The following is a 20,923-nucleotide window of genomic DNA, read 5'->3' as shown; positions in this document are numbered from 1 at the left end:
ATATCTATTCGCAACAAAATTGATCTTGGTTAACTATGAAGACCGCAGAGCAATTCTCTTTCTGATTCTACTCAAGCTTTCAGGCTGAACGCCAATATAAGTGGCTAATTGTTTGAGCGGAATTCTTTGCAGTAGTTCCTTGTCTTCTCTTAGTAGTTTTAAATATCTCTGCTCAGCTGTTTTCAAAATATAGGTTGAAAACATATCCTGGTAATTGGCCACCTCTTGTTCCAAGACAATCCGGGCAAATCTTTCTATTTTCGGTATGGATTCAAGTAATCTTTTCTCAGTCTCATCGGATATAACGATAACTTTTACAGGCTCTAAGCACTCCAAAAAGTGATCTGACGGCACCTTTGCATGAAAGCTCCTGAAGGAGGCAATGAATTGACGCTCTTTGTAAAAACAGGTGGTTCTTTCTTCTCCATCAATGCAATGGAACCTTCTCACCAAACCACTGAGATTGAAATATGAACGTGTGGATACCTCTCCTTCATTTAAGAGCATATATCCGGTGGGAAAGTCTTTTACAGTCAACTCAGACTTGATCATATTGGCTTCCTTATCAGCTAGTTTCACGAATTGAGAGATATAATCAAGCAAAACCTCCATAATATTAACTGTAAATTAACACGGTTTATAAATTCGCCCTTTTTACTGCGCAATCAAACGATATACATTAGTTGTTTTTCGAGAGCACTTTTATCGTTTTAAAATATGATTGAGCTTGTAGATCATTTCCCAATAACTGATGGGTTTCGGCCAGTGCTTGTAGATACGGAACAGCATGAGGTTGTTTTTTAACCAGGGCATCGTAAAGTTCAACTGCCGCCTCTAGATTATTCTTGGCCTTGTAAAAATTAGCGATACCGAAGAGTCTTGGATTGGCCAGGTCGTCAGCAAACTCTACGGTCTTCAAGACTGCATCGAATTGACTAAACTGGTTATAATCATTGGCTCTGATAGCGCTTCTTAAAATGGTAAACTTGGTCCAGGTGGAAAGCTCTTCATCAAAGCCAAACTGCCTTGCCCTCTCCCTGGTATAGGTCAAAGCATAGTCAATTCCTCCCCTATTTAAGAAATCATTAAGGTCGTCTACCTGCAGTTCAGGATAGTATTGAAAGTAATCTTTTAACCCGTGGTAGATCGTGGCATATGGTGTAGACCTGTGCTCTTCATTGACTAGTTTTTGATAGGTCCATCTTAAGTCTTCAATGGGTTGGGCTGTCAGCAGGGAGTCTAGTCTGTCTACTCCATGGTTCACTTCATATTCATGAGGGCTCACCGAAAAGAATAGAGTGCTCTCCAGCTGATCTACTCCTTTCAGGAGATCGACCTCATCCTTAATTGGAAAAGGACTTGCCATCAGGTAGGAATCAAAAATGGAATTGTCATGAGCAAAGAAATGATAGGCCAGACTTCCTCCGTACTCCCAGCCAAAAAGTATTCGTTCGTCCGAGGCCCGGTATTTACTTTCCACTTCAGGAATTAACTCGTCTTTGATGAAGGCCATAAATTCATCCTTTCTGGAACTGAAGTAAGCAAACCGCTCCGGATAACCGGTGTAAATACCAACCACGACAAACTCTGGTGTCAGGTCGTATTGCCTGAAGGTATTCAAAAGGCTTGCTCCATACAGATAGAAGCGTTTAGCGTCTAGCAAATACAAAACGGGGTACTCTTTCTCCTCACTATAGTTTTCCGGCAGATAGACCTGATACTCCATCTGGCTCCCCATCTCGGCAGACTCAATAACATGAATATCTCCTGAACTCAGTGCCGAGTCTTGAGCATGTATCATTGTGGTAGCGAAACAAAAAATCAGGGCTTGAAAAAGACTTCTTCTCATAATTAAAAACAGACGCTTGTTAAATTCGATGATCAATACCTTCGAGTTTATTTACTGAATAATTTGATGGTATAGTCGAGCAGCTCTGTACCTCCTGGCGAACCATGGCCCGGTATGACCAGCTCGAGTGAAGGATACTTTTTCTTTAAGTTCATGACTGTAGTTGGCCAGGCCTCTACATTGGCATCTCCCAGATATCCTTTACCAGCCGAAACTGACTTGATCATACAGCCACCGAATAGTACCTGATCGGCAGGAACATAGGAGACAATGTTGTCTAAAGTATGACCTTCTCCAAAGAACCTGTTTTCCACTTTCAATTCACCTACCTGAATCTTGAGCTTCTTTCGAAAACTAACCTGAGGGATAATTAAACCCTGATCACTGGCCAATGCAATTGTCCTCATATGAGCATAGGAAGGAATACCTCTCTGATGAAAATCTCCTAATCCACCCAGACAGTCATTATGAAAGTGTGTGACCACAACCCCTACCACCTTGGCATCAGTATTCCCTTCTGTCCACTCGATCAGTTCTTTTGATCCGGCATCATCGGTTGGTGTATCAAAAACTAAAGCCTCTCCCGAGTCGATTACAATCATTCCATTGCAACTGACGTTGCCAAAATCTTCGGTAGACAGATAAGTGATATGGCGGTAGGTATGCTCTGTCAATCTGACGATTTTCAGGCTCTCACTTTCATAAACCAGACTATCCTGAGCCTTCATTTCAACAAAAAAGGTAAGCCACATAACCATGATGAAAACCGGGAGCCTGAGGTTGAAGAATTGAAGGGAGTGTGAAAAAGAGTTTTTTAATTTCATGTCAGATAGTAAGTCTAAAAAGTCAATGGGATTGATCTAAGTCTAAATTAATTTCCTTGTCCTGGTATTGAGTTCAACTTACCCATCAACCAATACAAGCTACGTACGGTGGTCATGGGAAAAGCACTACTATGGTCGGCAGAGTCAACCAACTCCAGTGTGGCGGAGTTTTTCAGAAGCCTTTCACGCTCCAGCATAGCTATCAGTCCCTCTGCCTGTTCTATCATTGTTTTTTCTTCCAGTTCACCGATAGAAATAAAGACGTTCAAATCCAGGTCTCGGGCCTCGCTGACTTTGAGTAATTCCTGATTATAGAGAAATGAATCGTCTAACAAAGTTGTCGGACTTCCGAGTATATAATTCCTGAACGTATTGGGCTGAGAAAGCAGAATATAAGCTCCAAATGCACCTCCCATAGAGTAACCGAAATAGGAACGTTGATTAGTATCGGTTCGGTAATGATTATCAATATATCCGAACACGTCTTTCTTAATAAAGCTTAAATGATTCGCAGCCTGACCACTTTCATACTTCTCGTGCATATCGGGTAACAGGCTAAAGTCTCTAAATCTGCTTACCTGAGGTATTTCATCCTTTTGCCAGGAAATACCAACCAAAATAATGTTATCCATCAGGTATTCGCTGGCTCCTGATAGCAGTTCAATATGCCAGAGCGCATCTGTAAAATACAGTACCGGATACTTTTTTTCTTCATCTTCAGAGTAGGCTTCCGGAAGCTTTATATACAACTCATAGGCCCTGCCTGTTGCCGAATCAGTGATAGGAGCTACCTGTATACGCGGGAGCTCCAATGACGCTAATGGCTCTGGCAAACTACTCCCACCAAGTGAGCCTTTTTGAGCCAGGACACTACAAGTAGAAAGGGTAAAAAAAGCCATTAATGAATAAGTGATAAGTCTTGATAAGGTATTATGCGAGTTAAGTCTTTCAGGGTTATTCATTTTAGATATAAGTTTCTTCTTCTATGACCGACTGCCATTATTCACCTATGTATGATAAAGGTGAGCTAAATTAACGAGGTCAAACATCACTTTTCGAAAAATCCTCCCACTCCAGCGGATTTCCTACCAGCCTTTGCAGCATGGCCAATTGTCCAATATGTGTCAGGACATCCGTTAATGGTCCCTGGATGAGTCTGTTGGAGTAGTTCATGTCCAATGGCTTTTGGGCAATTAACAGATCAAGGACATAGAGTTCAGCTTTAAAACGGTCGACCTCCTTTTCAAAACTCAACTTCTCCAGATCGCCCTTTGGCATAGCTCCCTCTTCAACAAACACTCTGGTAGAATGGATAACATCATACATATGATGGACTATTTCCCTCGGACTTCTGCTTCCATGGCCTAAACCAAAGTTCCCAAAGTCCATTGGGCTTCCTTCCACAGCCTTATTGAAACGATACTTGATTGAGGCGATCAGATGCCTCAGTATTTGATTATGCATGGTTGAATTTTAAAATAACGTTTCCCTTTTTGTGGCCCGCGTCAACATATCGGCTGGCTTCTACTATTTCTTCAGGAGGGTAGCACTTATCGATTACGGGCTGTATGGCTCCTTGTTCAGCCAATTGCTTTAATTCAACCAAATCTTGTTTCATACTTTTTGAAGAACGGGTGTAAGTAGTGGCCAGAATAGCCTTCTTTTTACCAAACATGGCTGTCCAAAGCATGTACAAAATAGTAGAAAACCCAGCGGCATTCAGATAAATCCCTTCCGGGTTTAAGGAAGCTTTACACTCAGGGAATGAGCGCTTGCCCTGTGTATCGAAGATGACATCATAGGTTTTTCCATTTTGAGTAAAATCAGATGCTGTGTAATCAATTACCTCATCTGCTCCTAAATCCTGAACCATTTTCAGGTTTGAAGTACTGCATACTCCGGTCACATGAGCCCCTAAATACTTAGCCAGTTGAACGGATGCCGTGCCTACAGACCCGGATGCTCCATAGATCAGAACGGATTGACCGCTTCTCACCTTCGCCTTATGTTTCAAAAAGTTGATGGCTGTTAAACCGCCTTCAATCACTGCGGCACTTTCTGAGAAACTCAGGTTAGCAGGCATATGGGTAATAGCAGCTTCCTCCGACAGGCTTTTAAACTGAGCATGAGCCCCCAGGCTCAGACCGGTCAAGCCAAAGACCTGATCGCCTGCTTTAAACTGAGTAACCTCTGGCGAAACCGCAGCTATCTCTCCGGCCAGCTCCATACCTAAAATGTTCTTTCTGGGTCGTAATAAACCACTGAATAAGCGGGTAAGCTTTGGTTCTCCTTTTCGTCCAATCTGCCCGGCTGTGGTCACCGCAGCCGCGTTAATTCTTATCAACACCGCATTATTCTCCAAAACTGGCTCGTCTACTTCCTGGCATTGAAGTACTTCGGGACCTCCGTACTTCGTACAAACAACCGCTTTCATAATACATCTTTAAATCAATTCTTCACATATGATCCCAAACTCTGACAACGCATTTGGGATTTCATGGCCAAAGCTCTCCTCTTCCATCTCAATTCTGAGTACCTGATCCGCATCTTCAAAATCCAGGTTCCAGCTCAAGACATTAGGTACATTGCTCAAAACAAAGTCTACTGAGGTTTGTCCGAGTATTGACTTCACATTTGTTTTAAAAACCAACACATTCATAAGTTTTACAGATTGTAGATATTAGTACTTAAGCCAGATAGGCATTCGGCATTCAGAGGTCGCGACCATAGAGTATATTCATATTGACAAAGCCTTTCTCTCTGATCTTGATCAGTTGCTGATATGCCTCACTCTCGAAGAGATTATTCAAAGATTCATCAGAGGGAAAGTCCATTACCAGCAGATAAGTAAACTGGCGGTCTCCATGAAAAACACGGGTAACCTCAGTTCTCTTTACCACCACTCCGCCCGCATTCAATAGCATAGGCATTACTCTGGTTACATACTCGTTCAAAAAAGACAGTCCTTCCGGGTCAGGAGTGGAAGTCACGATGAGGGTTGTTTTATCCTCTTTCTTTTGATCAGGTGTAATCATTCTTTGTATCTGTCCAATTAAAAAAACGGCCAAAAAGACTATCAGGGTGAATATCCGCTTAAGTATATGATGGCGTTATCTGAAACCAGTAATCCGTCAGTTATGGAAAGGCATGAACTATAGGTGTTGACCTGTTTGCCTCCCTGCAAAGGTTTCCAAACCTGCATAAACGCACTTGATCAATCAGCTCAAGTAGTTATCCAAAGGGCTCACATGGGTAAAAATGTAGAATAAGAAAGGTAAATTGATTACCCAAAGTGAAGATTGAAGTGTAAAGCTTTGCCTATTTTGGGCCTTCGGATTTAACGTGAATAAGATGATTTCTTCTAACCATATTGTGGCCGTCCTCATTGTTTTTCTATGCATTGGATGTAGTGAACAACCACCGAAACATAGCTTTCAACACACAATTGAAGAGGATGCCCAAAAGCCCTGGACAAGTGAGACTTTCGAGGACACGGAAACCGACTTTACCTTCGCCATTATCTCCGACCTCTCAGGAGGCGAAAGAGAAGGCATCTACTCAGAAGCAGTAGCAAAGATCAACCTGCTCGACCCTACTTTTGTCTTAAGCATTGGCGACCTGATTGAAGGTGGTACCAAAGACACGTCTCAATTGAAGAAGGAATGGGACTCATTCGATGCAAGAACCTCTAAACTAAATATGCCATTCTTTCACCTGGGAGGTAATCATGACCTGACTAACCCCACAATGCGCAAGGTCTGGCAGAACAGGTTTGGACCACGTTACTATCATTTCGTTTTCAACGACATTCTATTTCTGATGCTGGACTCTGAGGATTATACCGAAGAGAGAATGATTGAAATCTACGAAGCCCGGGAAGAGGCCATCAAAATGATCAATGGTGAAATTGAAGGCAATGTGGAAGAGTCGACCTACAGCCAAATGATCGAATCACGGGTGGGTGCCATAAGTCCTACTCAAACAGAGTATTTCAAGACCGTTCTGAATCAATACCCGGATGTTAAATGGACATTTCTACTCATGCACAAACCACTATGGATGCGAGAAGATGAAAAAGGCCTTGGTGATCTGGAAAAAGCACTGGCAGACAGAAACTACTCTGTCTTCAACGGACATTTTCATTCCTTCTCTCAAAGAATCAGAAATGGCCAGACATACACCATTTTGGGAACGACAGGAGGTAGTCAGAATCCGGAAGACAAAATGTCATTCGATCACTTTACCCTGGTCAGGATGACCTTCCCTCCTACAGTAACCCATCTCAAACTTGACGGCATTATCGATGAGCAGCATCTTCGGGAAGAACAGTGATTCAATCCGCTACCTGAAAGAGTCACAAGCCGATCATACTTCAACTCTAAACCCTATTCAACCTTCTGACTCCTATAATCACTTGGTGTTTGGGCATAGTGCTTTTTAAAAGCTCTTGAAAGGTGCTCGGGACTGTCAAATCCCAGGGAATAACCAATTTCACTCACCGGCCTGTCAGTATATTTCAGTTCCTGGGCTACCTTTTCCAGCCTCCTTTTGAGTATATATTGGGCGGGGGGCTCGTTATATATCTCCTTAAACTTTCTCTTAAAAGTAGAAAGGCTGCAATGGGTAATACCTGCCAGGTATTCAATCTGGATAGGAGAATAAATATGAGCATCGACTACCTCCTTGAATGAAAATTCCTTAGTGGAAAAAAGAGACTTAATAATTTGTCTGATCTCCTCTGACTGATCGGATTGCAATAACAGAAGTACCAGCTCTTTGAGTTTATTCTTTAGAATCTCATCTGTTACTGCTGCCCTGTGCTGGAAAAGCCTTTGCAGATCGTTGAAGTAACTCTTTACCAATTCACTGGCGGCTTGCTGTACCACATAGGCACTGACTGGCTTGTTTAACTCTCTCCACAGCGAAGGCTTTTCGTGTTCAAAAACCGTTTCAAGCACTTCCCTTTTTAAATGGACAATCAGGCTTTCCATACTTGATTTCAAACCCATATTCACAATACCACTGAAGGTGAAGCCACAGGCTGACAGTATTACTGTAGATTTTGTAGCATGCAGATTAAAGGTATCCGTCAGCCTCTCTCCTCCTCCTTTTGTGATATATACATAACAAGCCTCGGCAGGCAAGTTGAGCATGTCTGTCATTGGCGCTGAAACACCAAGTTTGGTAATCACCGGTTGACCTGCTAACTCCAAATGTTCTTTGTAATCAATCATATTATATAAGCCCTTTCAGCAACCCAATCAAATGAGTAAGCTGTTGAATCTTTTCACCTAATTTCTATTCATTATAACTAAATTGAAGCCTGAATGCCATTAACCCGGACCCCAGCTTCGCCAACCAAACAACAAGAACAGCTAAAAGCCTACCTCTTGAAGTTTCATCACGTAACTGACCAAATACTATCAGATTATGTGACGCTCTGGACAGCAATAAGTATACCGAGGAAAACCATTATTACCGCGCCCGGAGAAACTGAACAGTTTTTTTATTTCATCACAGAAGGCATTCACAAATCACACCTGCTCAACGGCAATAAACAGCACATTATCGCCTTTGCTCATGCCCCCTCATTTAGTGGTATCCCCGAATCCTTCTTCACTCAACAGCCTTCCAGATATTACCTGGAATCAATTACGGCTACTGAAGGATTGAAGATTTCTTCACACAATCATCAGATGATGCTTCAGAAGCATGAGGAAATCAATACCCTGTTCAGGAAAATCACCGAGACGTTTCTCACCGGTGTATTACAAAGACAGCATGAACTTATGTCTATGACTATGGAAACACGTTTTCGCACTTTCGTAGAAAGAAGCGCTTACCTCCTCCATAAAGTACCTCACAAAGACATTGCTTCCTATCTGAATATCGATGCCACTAACTTCAGTAAACTTATGAACAGCATCAGGATATAATCTTGGTTAATACCAAGATTTACAACATATCCCATTGGTATAATTGCCGTTTGTCTCGAAGAGTATTATTCCACGTCCGGCACTCACTTGTTGTTGGAAAGGTGAAATGATTATCCCTCTTTTCAGGCTGACTTTCGAAAACCCGAATCAATAAACATATAGATCGTGTACTGAGCGCTAAGATAACCATAAGGTCACGGCCTATGATTAACTAAGGTGAATGATCTGAAAGATTCAAATATCTACTTTTCACAGATTGAGCAAATACGATGGGTACCAACTTTAATAGAAATGCGAGGTTAGCCGGGGTGCTATTTCTGCTTACCATGGCAGTAGCCATTGCCGCAAATCTCATCATTGTTAATCTGCTGGCCCCGGATGACTATTTAGTGAAGATTGCCGCAAACCAAAACCAGCCGGGCTATGCAGGTCTTTTGATGATGATCAATTGCCTGGGTATTATTGGCATAGGGGCTCTGCTCTACCCTATCATTGCCTCCGCCAACAGGAGCGCAGCTGTTTTATATATGTCTGCCAGAATCTTTGAAGCAGCCTTGCTCACTTTGGGTATTATTTCCATACTCACGTTAGGCAGCTTAGCATCTGAGACTTCTGGAGAAACTTCAGGCTTGTATGCCATGGCTAATGTAGCGGTAAGGACTAACTGGTTTGCCTATCATGGAGCAATGGCAGCCCTTGGCCTGGGTAGTATACCTTTTTGCTATATCCTTTTCAAAAATTCAATGATTCCCCGAGTGCTATCAGGTTTGGGAATTGTTGCCTATCTCATCCTTTTTCTCAGCTCTCTACTGGCCTTTACAGGTATCGAAGCGGGCATTGCCTCTACAATAGCCGGGTTTGTATTTGAAGTCTCATTTGGTTTTTGGCTTGTATTGAAAGGAATCAGCCGTGAGAGCAGTTAATTAAGCCTTTCCATAGCACGGAAATTTCAAACAACATCTACAATACAATCTTGGTCAGCACCAAGATTCATTTCATGTCCTCACCCCACCTTTGTAGCATACATTTAAACATTAAACAATGAAAAAAGTAAGCGCAATTATTATCAGCCTATTCCTTATTTCTATTGGTCACACTTATGCTCAAAACATGAAAAAAGAAATGTCAAACACTCAAATCGTTGAAAAATTCCTGAACGGATTCAATAACCCTGCTGAAATCCCTGCATCTCTGGCCCTGCTGGCAGATGATTATCACTTCAAGAACCCTATGGTTGAATTGAAAAACAAAGCTGAGTTCATTGCTCTGGCTCAGGAAATGGGAAAAGTACTTACCGGAGTAAGACTGATCTCTACTGCAGAAAATGGTAACTGGGTGGCTACCTATTATGAGTTCAAATCGGCAATCCCTGGTCTGGAGAGCAACTTTGGATCTGAATGGTTCCGTATCGAGGATGGCAAAATTCAGGAGTCATTTCTGATCTATGATGCTTCTGAATGGAGGAAGGTCTACGCTCAAATGGAAGGCAATAAATAGACAAATAAACACTTTGCAATGGGCTATTTCAGTCTCTGGTTTAGCCCATTAACCTTTAAAGCTATACTCAAACATATCCACAAGAATGACTCAACCATTGGACATATGTCCTGTCTATTCACTCCGGTGATTTAGGATTTTGCGTCATCAAACTATTAAATACATCCTTTATGATTTGTATAACCGGAGCCGGTGGAAATGTGGGCAATGAAACTGTGAAACAACTGGAAGAAACCTGTGTAGCTTTTAGAGCTGCCTGCTTCTTACAAGGCTGAGGCCTTAACGGACCTTAACCGCTACTTTAGAGAAGGTAAACCAAGTGCAGTAGGTAGCGATATAAAAAATATACTCGGCCGGGAGGCAGGAAGCTTCACCAGCTTGATTCAAGATATAAAGAGAACGAGAATCTGGGGTTTACCGGTTAATGAATGACATATTCACATTGAATGAGTGATTGACTTTCATTTTAAAGGAAAAACTACCCTATATAAGATTCTCAATCGTATTTTAGATTATTCATAAATGAGATTCCCGAATTCAATAAACACACACTTTTCCTTGCAAACGATACACTAGGAAAAAGGACGATAAGTCTTGGGAAAGTAAATTTCACCGTACTTTTCAACCGCTCATTCAATTGAGCCTAAAACTCAAGGCTTCGTCTCTTAGATTATCGGCTATTGATTCATGGCGACTGGGATAAACCCATTTATGCCGGACCCTATGTTTCATGATCCGATAATTTCACAATGATCGAAGTAGTAACAACTCAAAACAATTCATATGAATGCTTTAGAAAAGGTAAAAGCGATGATTAACCACATCGAGTTTCTAACTCCTGCGGAAAAAGAGGTCATTATCAAAGAGACCATTTTTGAAGAATTTCCAAAGGACACATTTCTGCTCAAAGAAGGTCAAATTCCGAAACGATGCTTTATGGTGGTTGAAGGCTGTGTAAGAGAATATATTATCATCAATGGTGAAGAAAAAACTACCGGGTTTTACACTGAAGGAGATAAAATAACTCCTTACAATACAGTTGAGGTGGACCAACCTTCTAAGCATTACCTGGAGTGTCTGGAAGACTGTATCCTTACCATTAGTAACAAGAGCTTTGAAAATCATTTGCGAAAATTACTGCCACGCCTCGACCAGGTGATTCAAGGGTTTGCCAAAGAAGAAATTGGCAGAGCCAAAACCGCCTGGACCAAATTCATCTCCTCATCACCCGAAGAAAGATATACTCACTTGATGGAAACACGGCCTGCCCTATTCAACCGGGTTAACCACCATCAAATAGCCAGCTATTTGGGCATGAAGCCCCAATCCTTGAGCAGAATCAGAAAAAGGGTCTGGTCAAAAGAGTTGAACGGGCAGGCTACTGATTAAAAGTATATCCTGTATAAGATATTCGGTATTACCCCTACTTGTCGCTCATAACCGATAAAATCGGGTTCGTTTACATCATAATAAGACCTTAAGCGGGCCCGGTTATCGGTGACATTGTCAATATTGAGGAACAGCTCATGAACAACTCCTTTTAGATTCCACTTATAACTGAAACTCAAAGTAATACTCATCAGATCATCCAGCTTTGACTCATAAGCTTTGCTGTAATCATAAATTCTACCTGCCTCAGGGTCTACATTGAGGTTTCCGTCCTCATCTCTGAACAGAGGCAGTATGTATCTTCCGCCTCCAAAAAAGGACTTGAAGTTCACCGAGAATTCCTGATTTCCCTTTTTTCCTAAGTCTGTAAACTCTTTCCCTCCCAGTAAATTGATCAGGTATTTACCGTTAAATCTGGTATTCCTTTCTACACCATCCAGAGCCGTGTATTTAGACTCATAAACTGATGAATTGAACATGAAGTAATAGCCTCTGGACATAGACTTCTCCAGGGTGAATTCAATCCCATAATTCTTACCTGTTCCCCTATTCACCAGGTCCACATAATTCAGTTCCAACCCTTCATTCAAGGTAGCATAAGAACTATTGAGATTATTCTCAACAGGAACATCGCTTAGCCTTTCATAGTATGCTTCAATCAACATTCTGATATCAGAGCCAAAGTTTCTCTGAAAGCCTGTTATCCATTGCGAGGACTTAATCATTTTCAAATCAGTGTTGGGTCGAAAAGAAGCTATACCTCCACTTTCCGTAGAAACAAAGTAATTGTGAAGACTTTCCAGTTTTCCCATTCGACTGTAACCAAAAGTGACTTTGCTATGCCTTCCTGTTTTATAGCTTAGTGCAAAGCGTGGCTCAAATGTGGTCTGATCTATGAAGGGTACGTTTTGGTTATTAAAACCTGTAACAATGGTTAGTCGGTCTGAGGGTTGGAACTTCCAGCTGATATGGCTTTGATTGATGAAAACCTGCTCGTTGAAACTGATCAGGTTTTGTAAACCTGTATCCTTGTTTCTCTCAAACTGATCAATTTTCTGTCTCAAAAGCGTATAGTTCCCACCATAAATGAGGTGGTTCCTGGCATTCAATCTCTTATGAAAAGTCCATCTTAACCTGATGGCCGATCTATTCAGATCAGATAAGAAGTTGTCTTCAGACGCTATTCCTTCATCTTCGTTGCCAATTGTATATACCCTGTCTGAAACATCGTCTGTAGAATAAGAGAGTGTGGTTTCCAGAAAATTCCGTTCTCCATCACCAATGGTATGATTCACCCCAAAATTCCAAAGTCTGGAGCCCTTCAGGTAGTCTTCCGCTTCTATTTGCGCAAAGTCACTGCCTGGAGTCACCCATACATCCGGAGCAACATCTTCTATCAGCAGATCACTATGAGCCTGCAAACCAAATACTGAAAATGAACCAAGCTTTTCGGTGGGCAACCACAGTTTGAAGCTGGCATCCTGAAAAGTGATGTCCGTATCCTCTACTTCAATCAGGTCGAGTTCAGACAATAATCCAACGGTAGAATATCTAAAATTGATCAGATAAGATCCATTATAGTCTTTACTAAAGGGACCTTCCAGTGTCACATCGGTACCCAGAATCCCAAGTCCGAAAATCCCTTCAAACTTTTCATTATTTCCCTTACGCATTCTCAGATCATATACACCTGAAAGGGTATTGCCAAACTCTGCAGGAAAAGCCCCGGTATAGAAGTCGGAAGTAGACAGGAGGTTATTGTTCAAAACACCCACAATACCACTGATGCCATTTTGATCTCCGAAATGATTGGGCGTGGTAATCTCCGCCCCTTCAAGTCTCCACTGCATATACTTGGGAGATTTGCCACGCACAATAATATCATTGCCGCCATCCTGCGTATTGGCTACTCCAGCGAAATTGGCGGTAATTTTGGCAGGATCATTAAAACCACCGGCATACCTCCAGGTTTGCTCTGAAGAAATGGCTCGTGCACTCAGTAAGGCCAGGTCGTTCATTGGCTCGCCCTGACTACCGGAAGCGGTTACCACCACATCTCCCAGGTCATTAATAGCTTCAGCTAACCAAATCTCCAAAACAACTTCCTTTACTGAGTTTAAATCGAAATTGGATACCACTTTTCGCTGGTATCCCGCATATGTAACCAACAGCCTGTTACTCGATAGAGGTACACCTTCAATTCTGAATTTGCCCTCTATATCTGCAATGGCTCCGATGATGGAATCGGTATCTAAAACTCTTATAGTAGCTCCGATAAGAGGTTTTCGTGTATTCTCGTCCAGTACTACTCCCCTGACCGTTTGGGTGATTTCCTGAGCAGTTAAAAATGTTTTGCTTAAGCCTAAAATGGCTAAGACTATGATTGACCTAAATGACATTGTTTTTGAGTTCTATTCTGCCGCAAAGGTCAGCAGCTTAGTCATCAGGAACATTCACTATAGTTAACCGAATAGAAAGGTGCTCAGGAAACCACCCCTCAACTTAAAACCTGATGTTCTGCTTGGTACCGAAGATCAGCAACCACAAACACATTCCTATCTCACCTATGGCAGCGGGAATAATCAGTAGATCGGTACTCACATGATCGTAGTAATCTTTAATCAGAATGGCTCCGCCAATGTCGACCATGTAGGTAATGCATCCCAGCATGAGTGAAATACCCAGAAACCTGGGAAGGAAACCTGACTTAAATGCCAAAAGACCAAAAGGAAACAGCCACAGTCCCCAATAGACCTGATTCAGAAAAAACCCATTCATTAAACTTCTGTAAAGAGATCTGGCAGAAGTTGCCAGATTGTCCCTTGTTATCAAGCCCAGGTCGTAATCTTTGAGCAGATCCAGAAAATTGATTTGGTCAAGGATAAATGAGAACGAAACCGGAACACTGATCAAGGCCAGTGCAACCATGAGAATGGCAATTCGCTTATTCACCTGATTGAGTAGTTTGTAAAGGGTTAGTGGAAGCAGTATAAAACTCAGGTGCCCTGCAATACCCACCAGTATTCCGATACGGAACAGCGTTTCATTACTCAATAGCTTTGTGAGTGTTCCTTCAGCATCTCCACTCACCATAATCTGAGAGGGTATATATTCCATGTAAAGAACACTGAAAATCACATTTAACAGGTAAAAAAAGCCAGCCCAGCGAGCTGTGTTCTTATCGTTTTTCATCATGACAATTTGTTGATCTTGAGACAATTAAATTAAGTAACTATTTGATTCTTGGAAGCCACAAACCTGTAGTAGCAGCAAAGACTCCAATCGCTGTAATGAGGGAAAGAATGATCATTAGAATAGCGAAAGCATTTTTGGATTTTGTGCTCCCCTTAGTTTCTGCATAGAAATACAACTCAGCCACCACCAGTGGAATCAGGTATTGACTAAAACCTAAAACGGTAAGAAATGGGCCTCTGAAGGTTTCCATATCGAAACCAACAGGCTTTCCTCCAAAGATAAACAGCCAGAACATCAGGCCTATCCTGAAGAACCATACTCCCCCCATAAACAGAAAGAGCCTTATAGCCCATTGACGGTGTTGTCTGAACTTGTCCTGCAGGGCAAACCTTAACGTATAGAAAGCAGCCAGCAGAATCAGGAAGGTATTGATTGACATACTAATATTGCCTATGGTTCCTCCTACTGATCCTTTGTAGAAAATAATGAAGAGACCACCCAGGCTAATCAGAAAGGCCATGACAACATACAGTCTGCCATTATATCGGTGGAACCTGGGAGCTCTTCTGCGCACCGTATCTATAAACTGTAAAGGACCTCCAACCAGAACGACTGCAGCCAGAAAAATATGGATGGCCATGGATACATTATTCAAGCCATCACCTTTTATATAACCATGAGGCAGTACATCGTTCCATTGCTCCCAGTTACCCTGCATACCGGACCCAACATAAAATGCAATCACGTAGTAAGCGAATATCCATATACCGATGGTGGCAATAACAAACCAGGCCTCAACTGACCGGTTAAGGAAGATTTTCGAATTCATTATTTGAGTTTTGTATTTGACCTTAAATATCTGCGCACGCCTGGGCACAGAATGCCCGAATTTCACGGTCAAAAATCAAAAAGTCATTCACTTTAGTTCATAATCGACTTTGTCATTGCAGAGAGATTTAATCATTATTACAGGGGGAAAACTGAAGAACATCAGGCATGAATTTGGAAGAGCTAGTAGCAGAATTAGAGTCATCAATCTCAGGAACATCCAACGAAAAGTATCAAAAGAAGCTCAAAAAAAGCATTTCCTTAGTCCGGGAGATCCAGGAAAAAGGGCTAGACAAAGATGAAAGACTCACCAGCATGCTCATGGAGATGTTGAGTGGGGTCAGTTCGGAAAAGCAGCTTGCTGAAAAACTTAAGACTTTGAAAAAGTTACTGATGCGTGATTTTGGTTTTGTTCCTCCCATGTACTACACCACGCTGGGCCTTGGCATTGGTGTGGCGATGGGGGCTTCACTTGGCACCTCGTTCGGAATCCCTTTTGGAGTGCCCAATGGAATTGTCTTCGGTATGATGATAGGTTCCGGAGTAGGTATTACCGGTGGAGTTGTTGTCGGCCAGTTTCTCGATGGTAAAAAGAAAAGCTCGAACCTTACGCTTCAGCATATGAGTTAATGGCACTTAATAAAGTAACTTCTCCCTTCCCCATCATTAACAAAAGTGAATAGTTTTCAATAGATCGGTAGATACTTTTGTCGAAATGCTTTCTTATGAAACGTTGGACAAATCTATCACTGGTTCTGGTTATATCCCTTCTCTCAAACCTTCAAAGTCAGACTGATATTACGGGTCTCATGAAGGAATTAAAAGCATACAGATCTTCAAAGCCATTTTGGATTTAAAGCAAAACTCAAAGCCTCAGGAAACACCTATAAAACAGATATACTTTTCACAGCGATTGACATGGCCTTTTAATAACTCTTAAGCCCAGCCTATTTTAAGGTCTTTATGAATTATCTGTTTTGAGACATCAGCCCGGATGGGGCTGATGTTTTTTTATTGACCACCTCTCTATTAATTGCCAAGAGAAGAATTCTTTCTTATCCCGAAAAAAGCGAAACCTTCAGAACCCAATCCGGTATATCTACCTCGGGGGAAAACTGAATGCATTACCAAACCTTTACACCATGTGATGAACTCAAGGACTATATCAGTCATTTTTGGGTAGGCACCTGGGATTCAGCCAAACTCCCCCCTCACGAAACTTACTACATAGTAGCCAACAGTCTCACCGATATTTGCTTTGCTTTCAATAGTGACACTGCCGATGCAGAGCTTCTTTTCTCTCTGGTTCGGGGGCAAACCAATAAGCCCCTACAAGTTCCGGTAAAAGGATTTTATCACCTGATAGGTGTGGCTGTTTACCCCTATGCCTTGCCTTCTCTTATAAATCTCGCTACTTCTGACCTTAGCCGGGAATTAATCGGTTTAGATGATCTGTTCTCCAAAGATGCGGCTCAGCTCAACCAACAAATGGCTGCCGGGCAAAATGTTATGGCCCGGATTGAAATTCTGTCTGACTTTCTGAAGTCATTAGTAAACCGCAACAGCATCAAAGACCGCCTTATGCTGCATGCCGTTAAACAGGTCATCTACCAAAACGGCCACAAAAGCGTAGTTCAGTTAGCCGATGACTTCTGCCTCTCCCAGAAACAGTTTTACCGAAGGTTCAAAGAATTCTCCGGTTTCAACCCCAAGTTATTTTCAAGAATTGTCCGCTTCGAAGCTGTAACCAAAAGCTATCCCTTCTTGTCCAATCTCACTGAGGTAGCCTATCTCCATGGTTATTACGATCAGGCCCACCTCATTCATGAGTTTCAGGAATTCACCGGATTCAATCCCACCGAATTCTGGAAACTAGCCGAAGACTAAGACTAAATGTCCATTTTTTACAATGAAGGGTTTTCATAGGGAAATACCTTCGCGTCAATTAAAAACTCAAATACAATGTTCAAACAACACTTATTTAGAAACTTTCTTATGCTCATTGGCTTAGGCTTGGTCAGCCTTTGCCAGGCACAAAACCAAAAGATCACCACCCTCGATGGTCAGAAGCTAAAGCCTGAGTATCTCACCAACCAGCTGGAGGCGATTATTGAAAAGGTGGGAATTCCCGGAATTTCACTGGCCATTATCAATAACAATGAAGTGGTTTACCATGAAGCGCTGGGTATCACCAATACTGAAACCAAGGAACAGGTAGACAAGCAAAGCATATTTGAAGCAGCCTCGCTTTCCAAGCCCATTTTCGCCTACTTCGTTATGAAGATGGTGGAGCAGGGCAAACTCGACCTGGACAAACCTTTATACCAATACCTTCCACATCCCGGCATCACCGAAAACTCAAAGGAAGATGCCAAACTGATTACCGCCAGAATGGTACTCGCCCATCAAACCGGTTTCCCCAATCATTCCAATGGAGAGCCTATTGAACTGGCCTTCAAACCCGGAACGGATTTCATGTATTCAGGTGAAGCCTACCAATACCTTGCTGCCATTGTGGGTATGCAAAATGAGGTGGGTTGGAAAAAGGATCTCAATGCCCTTTTTCAGAAGGAAGTGACCCAACCCCTGAAAATGCCACATAGTACCTTCGTTTGGGACGATTATCTTGCTGCGCATAAAGTATCAGGACATAACGAAGACGGAAGTCCTAACCCAAATCACCCCCGCCCGGGCTATTGGGATGGAGAAACTTTTAACTCCTATTCCAGCCTTCATACTGAAGCACAGGAGTATGCCCGCTTCATTATCGCGATGCTCAGGAAAGAGGGATTAAAGGAATCAACCTTTGAGACCATGCTGGCAGAAGAAACTGTCTTCTCTGAAGATAATCCGCTAAGGCAACAGGTCGGGCAAACAGGCTGGGGTCTGGGCTTTGCCCAAAAGAAAGGTCCTGACCATACCATGCATCTACATACCGGGAACAACCATGACTTTCAGGCCTATGCCATGTTTGTACCTGAGAAAGATTACGGGCTTGTCGTCTTTGTGAATACAGGCAAAATGATCCCTTTTCTCGAAGAGCTATATAAAGTCATCGGACCCCAGTTTTAGCCTAAACTGACCCACACGGGAGACTTTCCTGCTGAAGAGCAGCTTTAGTCTCCCGTATGCCTGGTTCTCTTCTCATCTGATTCTTCAAATGAAGTCAGACTAACACGGAAACCCGAACTTTAAGCATTAACCAAAGGCTTTTTACGTTATTCCACAGATATTTACAAGCCACTCATTAAACCTATAAGTCTTAACATGCCACTTAGGAAATTACCTGTACTTTTCATTACCGGCCTATTACTCCTTTTAGCTACAATCAGCGAATCGTTTGCTTTTCAAATTGGTACTGATCAATCAGCTTTATCGGGCCTAAGAGCCACGTTGATATCAGACAGCCTTCAGTCTTACCTCAAGTACAAAGCAGGTACTATTGCCTTCACCGAAGTGAATGTGATTGATGGACTCGGAGGCCCGGTCAGGAAAAATCAGACAGTGATCATTGAGAACGGTCATTTCTCAACCATCGGTGATGATGGGACTATTGAAATCCCTTCGCATGCCCTGCAGGTAAACCTCCGCGGCAAGACTATGATCCCCGGACTGGTGGGCATGCACAACCATTTGCATTTCCCTCAATTTCCAGAAATCGGAGAAGCATCAGCCAAACTCTATCTGGCCGCAGGAGTAACCACCATTCAAACCTGTGGAGCTGCATCGGCTCATGAAGAACTGAAACTAAGCAGCAGAATTTCCAATGGCCAGTTTCCCGGGCCAGAAATTATCCCCAGCGCTCCCTTTATCACAGGCCCAGGAGGTAATCCTAATATGATCATTCCCCGGGATGAGGCTCACCTGAGAGACACCATACAATACTGGATTGACAAGGGGGTTAGATGGTTCAAAGTCTACAGAAACACCAAACCGGAAGATCTCAAGACCGCTATTGAAGTAGCCCACGCCAACAATGCCCGGGTAAGAGGACATTTGTGCTCTATCACCTTCAAAGAAGCTACTGAAATGGGAATTGATGGCATAGAACATGGCCTGAACAGTACCAGCGACTTCAGAACCAACAAGACCTTTGGCCAGTGTGACGGGGGCCGTGAATACATAGACGAATTACAAATTAATAGCGAAGAAGTGATTGCGCTTCAACAGCAAATGATCGATAAGGGAGTCTTTATGACCTCTACACTTTCCGTCTTTGAAGCCAGCGTAGCACAGCGGGCCTATGCAGATGCCAGAGCCCTGAAAGCCATGTCTCCCTACCTGAAAGGACTTTATGAAGAAAGAAGAAAAGCCTTCGACAAAGAGATGAAGGATGAAACAAGGCTCAAGCGATTGAAACGCATGATGGCCTTTGAATACCAGTATTTTAAGATGGGCGGATTGCTTTGTAGCGGTGTAGATGCCGGAAGACATGTTTTGCCGGGCTTTGGCGACCAAAGAAACTTTGAGCTTTTTCTGGAAGCCGGCTTTAGTACCGAAGAAGCCATTCAGGTCATGACCTCGAATGGTGCGAGGGCGCTTAACCGAAATGACATCGGTAGTATAAGCAGTGGTAAACGAGCCAGTTTTGTTATTCTCAATGGCGACCTGACAGCCAACTCCAAAGTGATTGAAAAAGTAGAAACCGTATTCAAAAACGGACTGGGTTTCGATCCGCAAATCATCCTGAACGAAATGCAGGGGAAATTCGGGCTATAAAAATGAACAAAGAGATCAACAACAGACAGGAACGCTTCTGGGATAAAATGGCCGCGTCTTATGACCGGGAGGAAAGAAAAGCCGGCAAGAAGCAGCAGCAAATCCTTCAACTCATCCAATCGGAATTGAGGCCAACGGATACTGTTCTTGACTTTGGCTGTGCCACGGGACTCTTTTCTGTTGCCATCGCTCCAAAGGTTAAATCGGTTTATGGAACCGATATTTCTTCCCGGATGATCGAGCAGGCCAGTCTAAAGGCCGGGAAGGCAGGTGTGACCAATGTGACTTTCACCCGGGACTTTGCCTTCGACAATGGGCAATTCAATCTGATTATTGTGCTTCATGTGCTCCACCTGGTAGATGACCCTAAAGAGACATTGAAGAAACTAGCCGAACTGCTACAACCGGGAGGCACAATGGTTACCGTAACCCCCTGTCTGGGTAAAAAGCCCCTGCTCAAAACCATGTTGACCCTTCTTTCATGTTTGCGCCTGGTACCCAAACCACATGCCTTTAAACTAAATCAACTAAAAGACCTCTTTCTGGAAAATCAACTGGAAATCACTCTGGAAGACACTATTACCAATTCGCCAAGCGAGCAGATTATTGTTGCCAGAAAGGCTTAAGACAAAAGTTAAAATGGATTGAATCAATCCGGAGCAAACTCAGTTATACCCATCGAACCT

General features: G+C 42.7%; 22 protein-coding genes. 10 read left to right on the top strand and 12 right to left on the bottom strand.

Translation table 11 applies throughout. The features are described 5' to 3' along the window. Positions 1 to 33 precede the first annotated feature (33 nt). The 8 genes from ACOOEY_RS19085 to ACOOEY_RS19050 form a co-directional block, all read right to left on the bottom strand. On the bottom strand, positions 34 to 612 hold the full coding sequence (locus ACOOEY_RS19085; protein WP_420386322.1) for a Crp/Fnr family transcriptional regulator: 579 nt from the start codon (positions 610 to 612) through the stop codon (positions 34 to 36). A 67-nt stretch (positions 613 to 679) separates the two neighbouring features. Beyond that, positions 680 to 1,849: an alpha/beta hydrolase-fold protein gene (locus ACOOEY_RS19080; RefSeq protein WP_420386321.1), complete on the bottom strand. Its 1,170-nt coding sequence runs from the start codon at positions 1,847 to 1,849 to the stop codon at positions 680 to 682. Between the two features lie 47 nt (positions 1,850 to 1,896). Further along, positions 1,897 to 2,673: a subclass B1 metallo-beta-lactamase gene (gene bla / locus ACOOEY_RS19075; protein WP_420386320.1), complete on the bottom strand. Its 777-nt coding sequence runs from the start codon at positions 2,671 to 2,673 to the stop codon at positions 1,897 to 1,899. Between the two features lie 47 nt (positions 2,674 to 2,720). Beyond that, entirely contained in the window at positions 2,721 to 3,635 is a 915-nt protein-coding gene (locus tag ACOOEY_RS19070; RefSeq protein WP_420386319.1) for an alpha/beta hydrolase, read from the bottom strand. A gap of 79 nt (positions 3,636 to 3,714) precedes the next feature. Beyond that, positions 3,715 to 4,137 carry a hypothetical protein gene (locus ACOOEY_RS19065; protein ID WP_420386318.1) on the bottom strand — a complete coding sequence of 141 codons (423 nt, stop codon included), beginning with the start codon at positions 4,135 to 4,137 and terminating at the stop codon, positions 3,715 to 3,717. Then, entirely contained in the window at positions 4,130 to 5,107 is a 978-nt protein-coding gene (locus ACOOEY_RS19060) for an NAD(P)-dependent alcohol dehydrogenase (protein WP_420386317.1), read from the bottom strand. Before ACOOEY_RS19060 ends, ACOOEY_RS19065 begins: the two co-directional genes overlap by 8 nt. A gap of 9 nt (positions 5,108 to 5,116) precedes the next feature. After that, positions 5,117 to 5,305, bottom strand: a complete 189-nt coding sequence (locus ACOOEY_RS19055) for a hypothetical protein (RefSeq protein ID WP_420386316.1) — start codon at positions 5,303 to 5,305, stop codon at positions 5,117 to 5,119. 79 nt (positions 5,306 to 5,384) lie between these two features. Then, positions 5,385 to 5,708, bottom strand: a complete 324-nt coding sequence (locus ACOOEY_RS19050; RefSeq protein ID WP_420386315.1) for a DUF1330 domain-containing protein — start codon at positions 5,706 to 5,708, stop codon at positions 5,385 to 5,387. A gap of 316 nt (positions 5,709 to 6,024) precedes the next feature. On the opposite strand from ACOOEY_RS19050, the gene ACOOEY_RS19045 reads away from it, so the two are divergent. Further along, positions 6,025 to 7,005 carry a metallophosphoesterase family protein gene (locus tag ACOOEY_RS19045; protein WP_420386314.1) on the top strand — a complete coding sequence of 327 codons (981 nt, stop codon included), beginning with the start codon at positions 6,025 to 6,027 and terminating at the stop codon, positions 7,003 to 7,005. 53 nt (positions 7,006 to 7,058) lie between these two features. On the opposite strand, the gene ACOOEY_RS19040 is transcribed toward ACOOEY_RS19045, so the two are convergent. Continuing rightward, positions 7,059 to 7,907 (bottom strand): helix-turn-helix transcriptional regulator, encoded by an 849-nt coding sequence (locus ACOOEY_RS19040; RefSeq protein ID WP_420386313.1) that lies wholly within the window; start codon positions 7,905 to 7,907, stop codon positions 7,059 to 7,061. Between the two features lie 93 nt (positions 7,908 to 8,000). Between ACOOEY_RS19040 and ACOOEY_RS19035 the strand changes: the two genes are divergently transcribed. The 4 genes from ACOOEY_RS19035 to ACOOEY_RS19020 all read left to right on the top strand — a co-directional run bounded on the left by ACOOEY_RS19035 (position 8,001) and on the right by ACOOEY_RS19020 (position 11,495). After that, on the top strand, positions 8,001 to 8,609 hold the full coding sequence (locus ACOOEY_RS19035) for a Crp/Fnr family transcriptional regulator (protein WP_420386312.1): 609 nt from the start codon (positions 8,001 to 8,003) through the stop codon (positions 8,607 to 8,609). A gap of 269 nt (positions 8,610 to 8,878) precedes the next feature. Further along, complete coding sequence (locus ACOOEY_RS19030; RefSeq protein ID WP_420386311.1) at positions 8,879 to 9,532, top strand: DUF4386 domain-containing protein; 654 nt, start codon at positions 8,879 to 8,881, stop codon at positions 9,530 to 9,532. 118 nt (positions 9,533 to 9,650) lie between these two features. Next, positions 9,651 to 10,106, top strand: coding sequence for a nuclear transport factor 2 family protein (locus ACOOEY_RS19025; RefSeq protein ID WP_420386310.1), 456 nt, complete (start codon positions 9,651 to 9,653; stop codon positions 10,104 to 10,106). Between the two features lie 783 nt (positions 10,107 to 10,889). After that, a complete protein-coding gene (locus ACOOEY_RS19020) occupies positions 10,890 to 11,495 on the top strand; it encodes a Crp/Fnr family transcriptional regulator (protein ID WP_420386309.1) in 606 nt (201 codons plus the stop codon). On the opposite strand, the gene ACOOEY_RS19015 is transcribed toward ACOOEY_RS19020, so the two are convergent. The 3 genes from ACOOEY_RS19015 to ACOOEY_RS19005 form a co-directional block, all read right to left on the bottom strand. Continuing rightward, on the bottom strand, positions 11,492 to 13,894 hold the full coding sequence (locus tag ACOOEY_RS19015) for a TonB-dependent receptor (RefSeq protein WP_420386308.1): 2,403 nt from the start codon (positions 13,892 to 13,894) through the stop codon (positions 11,492 to 11,494). The two genes, ACOOEY_RS19020 and ACOOEY_RS19015, sit on opposite strands and share 4 nt — an antisense overlap. A gap of 103 nt (positions 13,895 to 13,997) precedes the next feature. Then, positions 13,998 to 14,690: a DUF4386 domain-containing protein gene (locus tag ACOOEY_RS19010; protein WP_420386307.1), complete on the bottom strand. Its 693-nt coding sequence runs from the start codon at positions 14,688 to 14,690 to the stop codon at positions 13,998 to 14,000. 37 nt (positions 14,691 to 14,727) lie between these two features. After that, positions 14,728 to 15,519, bottom strand: coding sequence for a DUF2306 domain-containing protein (locus ACOOEY_RS19005; RefSeq protein WP_420386306.1), 792 nt, complete (start codon positions 15,517 to 15,519; stop codon positions 14,728 to 14,730). 167 nt (positions 15,520 to 15,686) lie between these two features. Between ACOOEY_RS19005 and ACOOEY_RS19000 the strand changes: the two genes are divergently transcribed. From ACOOEY_RS19000 to ACOOEY_RS18980, 5 genes are all read left to right on the top strand, one after another. Further along, positions 15,687 to 16,148, top strand: a complete 462-nt coding sequence (locus tag ACOOEY_RS19000; RefSeq protein WP_420386305.1) for a hypothetical protein — start codon at positions 15,687 to 15,689, stop codon at positions 16,146 to 16,148. 489 nt (positions 16,149 to 16,637) lie between these two features. Beyond that, a complete protein-coding gene (locus ACOOEY_RS18995) occupies positions 16,638 to 17,405 on the top strand; it encodes a DUF6597 domain-containing transcriptional factor (protein WP_420386304.1) in 768 nt (255 codons plus the stop codon). A 75-nt stretch (positions 17,406 to 17,480) separates the two neighbouring features. Continuing rightward, entirely contained in the window at positions 17,481 to 18,590 is a 1,110-nt protein-coding gene (locus tag ACOOEY_RS18990) for a serine hydrolase domain-containing protein (RefSeq protein ID WP_420386303.1), read from the top strand. A 195-nt stretch (positions 18,591 to 18,785) separates the two neighbouring features. After that, positions 18,786 to 20,237 (top strand): amidohydrolase family protein, encoded by a 1,452-nt coding sequence (locus tag ACOOEY_RS18985; protein WP_420386302.1) that lies wholly within the window; start codon positions 18,786 to 18,788, stop codon positions 20,235 to 20,237. Between the two features lie 2 nt (positions 20,238 to 20,239). Next, positions 20,240 to 20,863: a class I SAM-dependent methyltransferase gene (locus ACOOEY_RS18980; protein ID WP_420386301.1), complete on the top strand. Its 624-nt coding sequence runs from the start codon at positions 20,240 to 20,242 to the stop codon at positions 20,861 to 20,863. The last annotated feature ends 60 nt before the right edge of the window (positions 20,864 to 20,923 follow it).

This window comes from Roseivirga sp., assembly GCF_965216855.1.
Lineage (GTDB): Bacteria > Bacteroidota > Bacteroidia > Cytophagales > Cyclobacteriaceae > Roseivirga.
This window is presented reverse-complemented; position numbering and strand designations above follow the sequence as displayed.

What these genes read in the sequence shown, in the direction of transcription:
- ACOOEY_RS19050 (WP_420386315.1), bottom strand. Translation starts at nt 5,708, where the DNA reads ATGATTACACCTGATCAAAAGAAAGAGGATAAAACAACCCTCATCGTG.
- ACOOEY_RS18980 (WP_420386301.1), top strand. Translation starts at nt 20,240, where the DNA reads ATGAACAAAGAGATCAACAACAGACAGGAACGCTTCTGGGATAAAATG.
- ACOOEY_RS19000 (WP_420386305.1), top strand. Translation starts at nt 15,687, where the DNA reads ATGAATTTGGAAGAGCTAGTAGCAGAATTAGAGTCATCAATCTCAGGA.
- ACOOEY_RS19070 (WP_420386319.1), bottom strand. Translation starts at nt 3,635, where the DNA reads ATGAATAACCCTGAAAGACTTAACTCGCATAATACCTTATCAAGACTT.
- ACOOEY_RS19015 (WP_420386308.1), bottom strand. Translation starts at nt 13,894, where the DNA reads ATGTCATTTAGGTCAATCATAGTCTTAGCCATTTTAGGCTTAAGCAAA.
- ACOOEY_RS18985 (WP_420386302.1), top strand. Translation starts at nt 18,786, where the DNA reads ATGCCACTTAGGAAATTACCTGTACTTTTCATTACCGGCCTATTACTC.
- ACOOEY_RS19025 (WP_420386310.1), top strand. Translation starts at nt 9,651, where the DNA reads ATGAAAAAAGTAAGCGCAATTATTATCAGCCTATTCCTTATTTCTATT.
- ACOOEY_RS19060 (WP_420386317.1), bottom strand. Translation starts at nt 5,107, where the DNA reads ATGAAAGCGGTTGTTTGTACGAAGTACGGAGGTCCCGAAGTACTTCAA.
- ACOOEY_RS19065 (WP_420386318.1), bottom strand. Translation starts at nt 4,137, where the DNA reads ATGCATAATCAAATACTGAGGCATCTGATCGCCTCAATCAAGTATCGT.
- ACOOEY_RS19020 (WP_420386309.1), top strand. Translation starts at nt 10,890, where the DNA reads ATGAATGCTTTAGAAAAGGTAAAAGCGATGATTAACCACATCGAGTTT.
- ACOOEY_RS18990 (WP_420386303.1), top strand. Translation starts at nt 17,481, where the DNA reads ATGTTCAAACAACACTTATTTAGAAACTTTCTTATGCTCATTGGCTTA.
- ACOOEY_RS19005 (WP_420386306.1), bottom strand. Translation starts at nt 15,519, where the DNA reads ATGAATTCGAAAATCTTCCTTAACCGGTCAGTTGAGGCCTGGTTTGTT.
- bla (WP_420386320.1), bottom strand. Translation starts at nt 2,673, where the DNA reads ATGAAATTAAAAAACTCTTTTTCACACTCCCTTCAATTCTTCAACCTC.
- ACOOEY_RS19035 (WP_420386312.1), top strand. Translation starts at nt 8,001, where the DNA reads ATGCCATTAACCCGGACCCCAGCTTCGCCAACCAAACAACAAGAACAG.
- ACOOEY_RS18995 (WP_420386304.1), top strand. Translation starts at nt 16,638, where the DNA reads ATGCATTACCAAACCTTTACACCATGTGATGAACTCAAGGACTATATC.
- ACOOEY_RS19085 (WP_420386322.1), bottom strand. Translation starts at nt 612, where the DNA reads ATGGAGGTTTTGCTTGATTATATCTCTCAATTCGTGAAACTAGCTGAT.
- ACOOEY_RS19030 (WP_420386311.1), top strand. Translation starts at nt 8,879, where the DNA reads ATGGGTACCAACTTTAATAGAAATGCGAGGTTAGCCGGGGTGCTATTT.
- ACOOEY_RS19045 (WP_420386314.1), top strand. Translation starts at nt 6,025, where the DNA reads ATGATTTCTTCTAACCATATTGTGGCCGTCCTCATTGTTTTTCTATGC.
- ACOOEY_RS19040 (WP_420386313.1), bottom strand. Translation starts at nt 7,907, where the DNA reads ATGATTGATTACAAAGAACATTTGGAGTTAGCAGGTCAACCGGTGATT.
- ACOOEY_RS19080 (WP_420386321.1), bottom strand. Translation starts at nt 1,849, where the DNA reads ATGAGAAGAAGTCTTTTTCAAGCCCTGATTTTTTGTTTCGCTACCACA.
- ACOOEY_RS19010 (WP_420386307.1), bottom strand. Translation starts at nt 14,690, where the DNA reads ATGATGAAAAACGATAAGAACACAGCTCGCTGGGCTGGCTTTTTTTAC.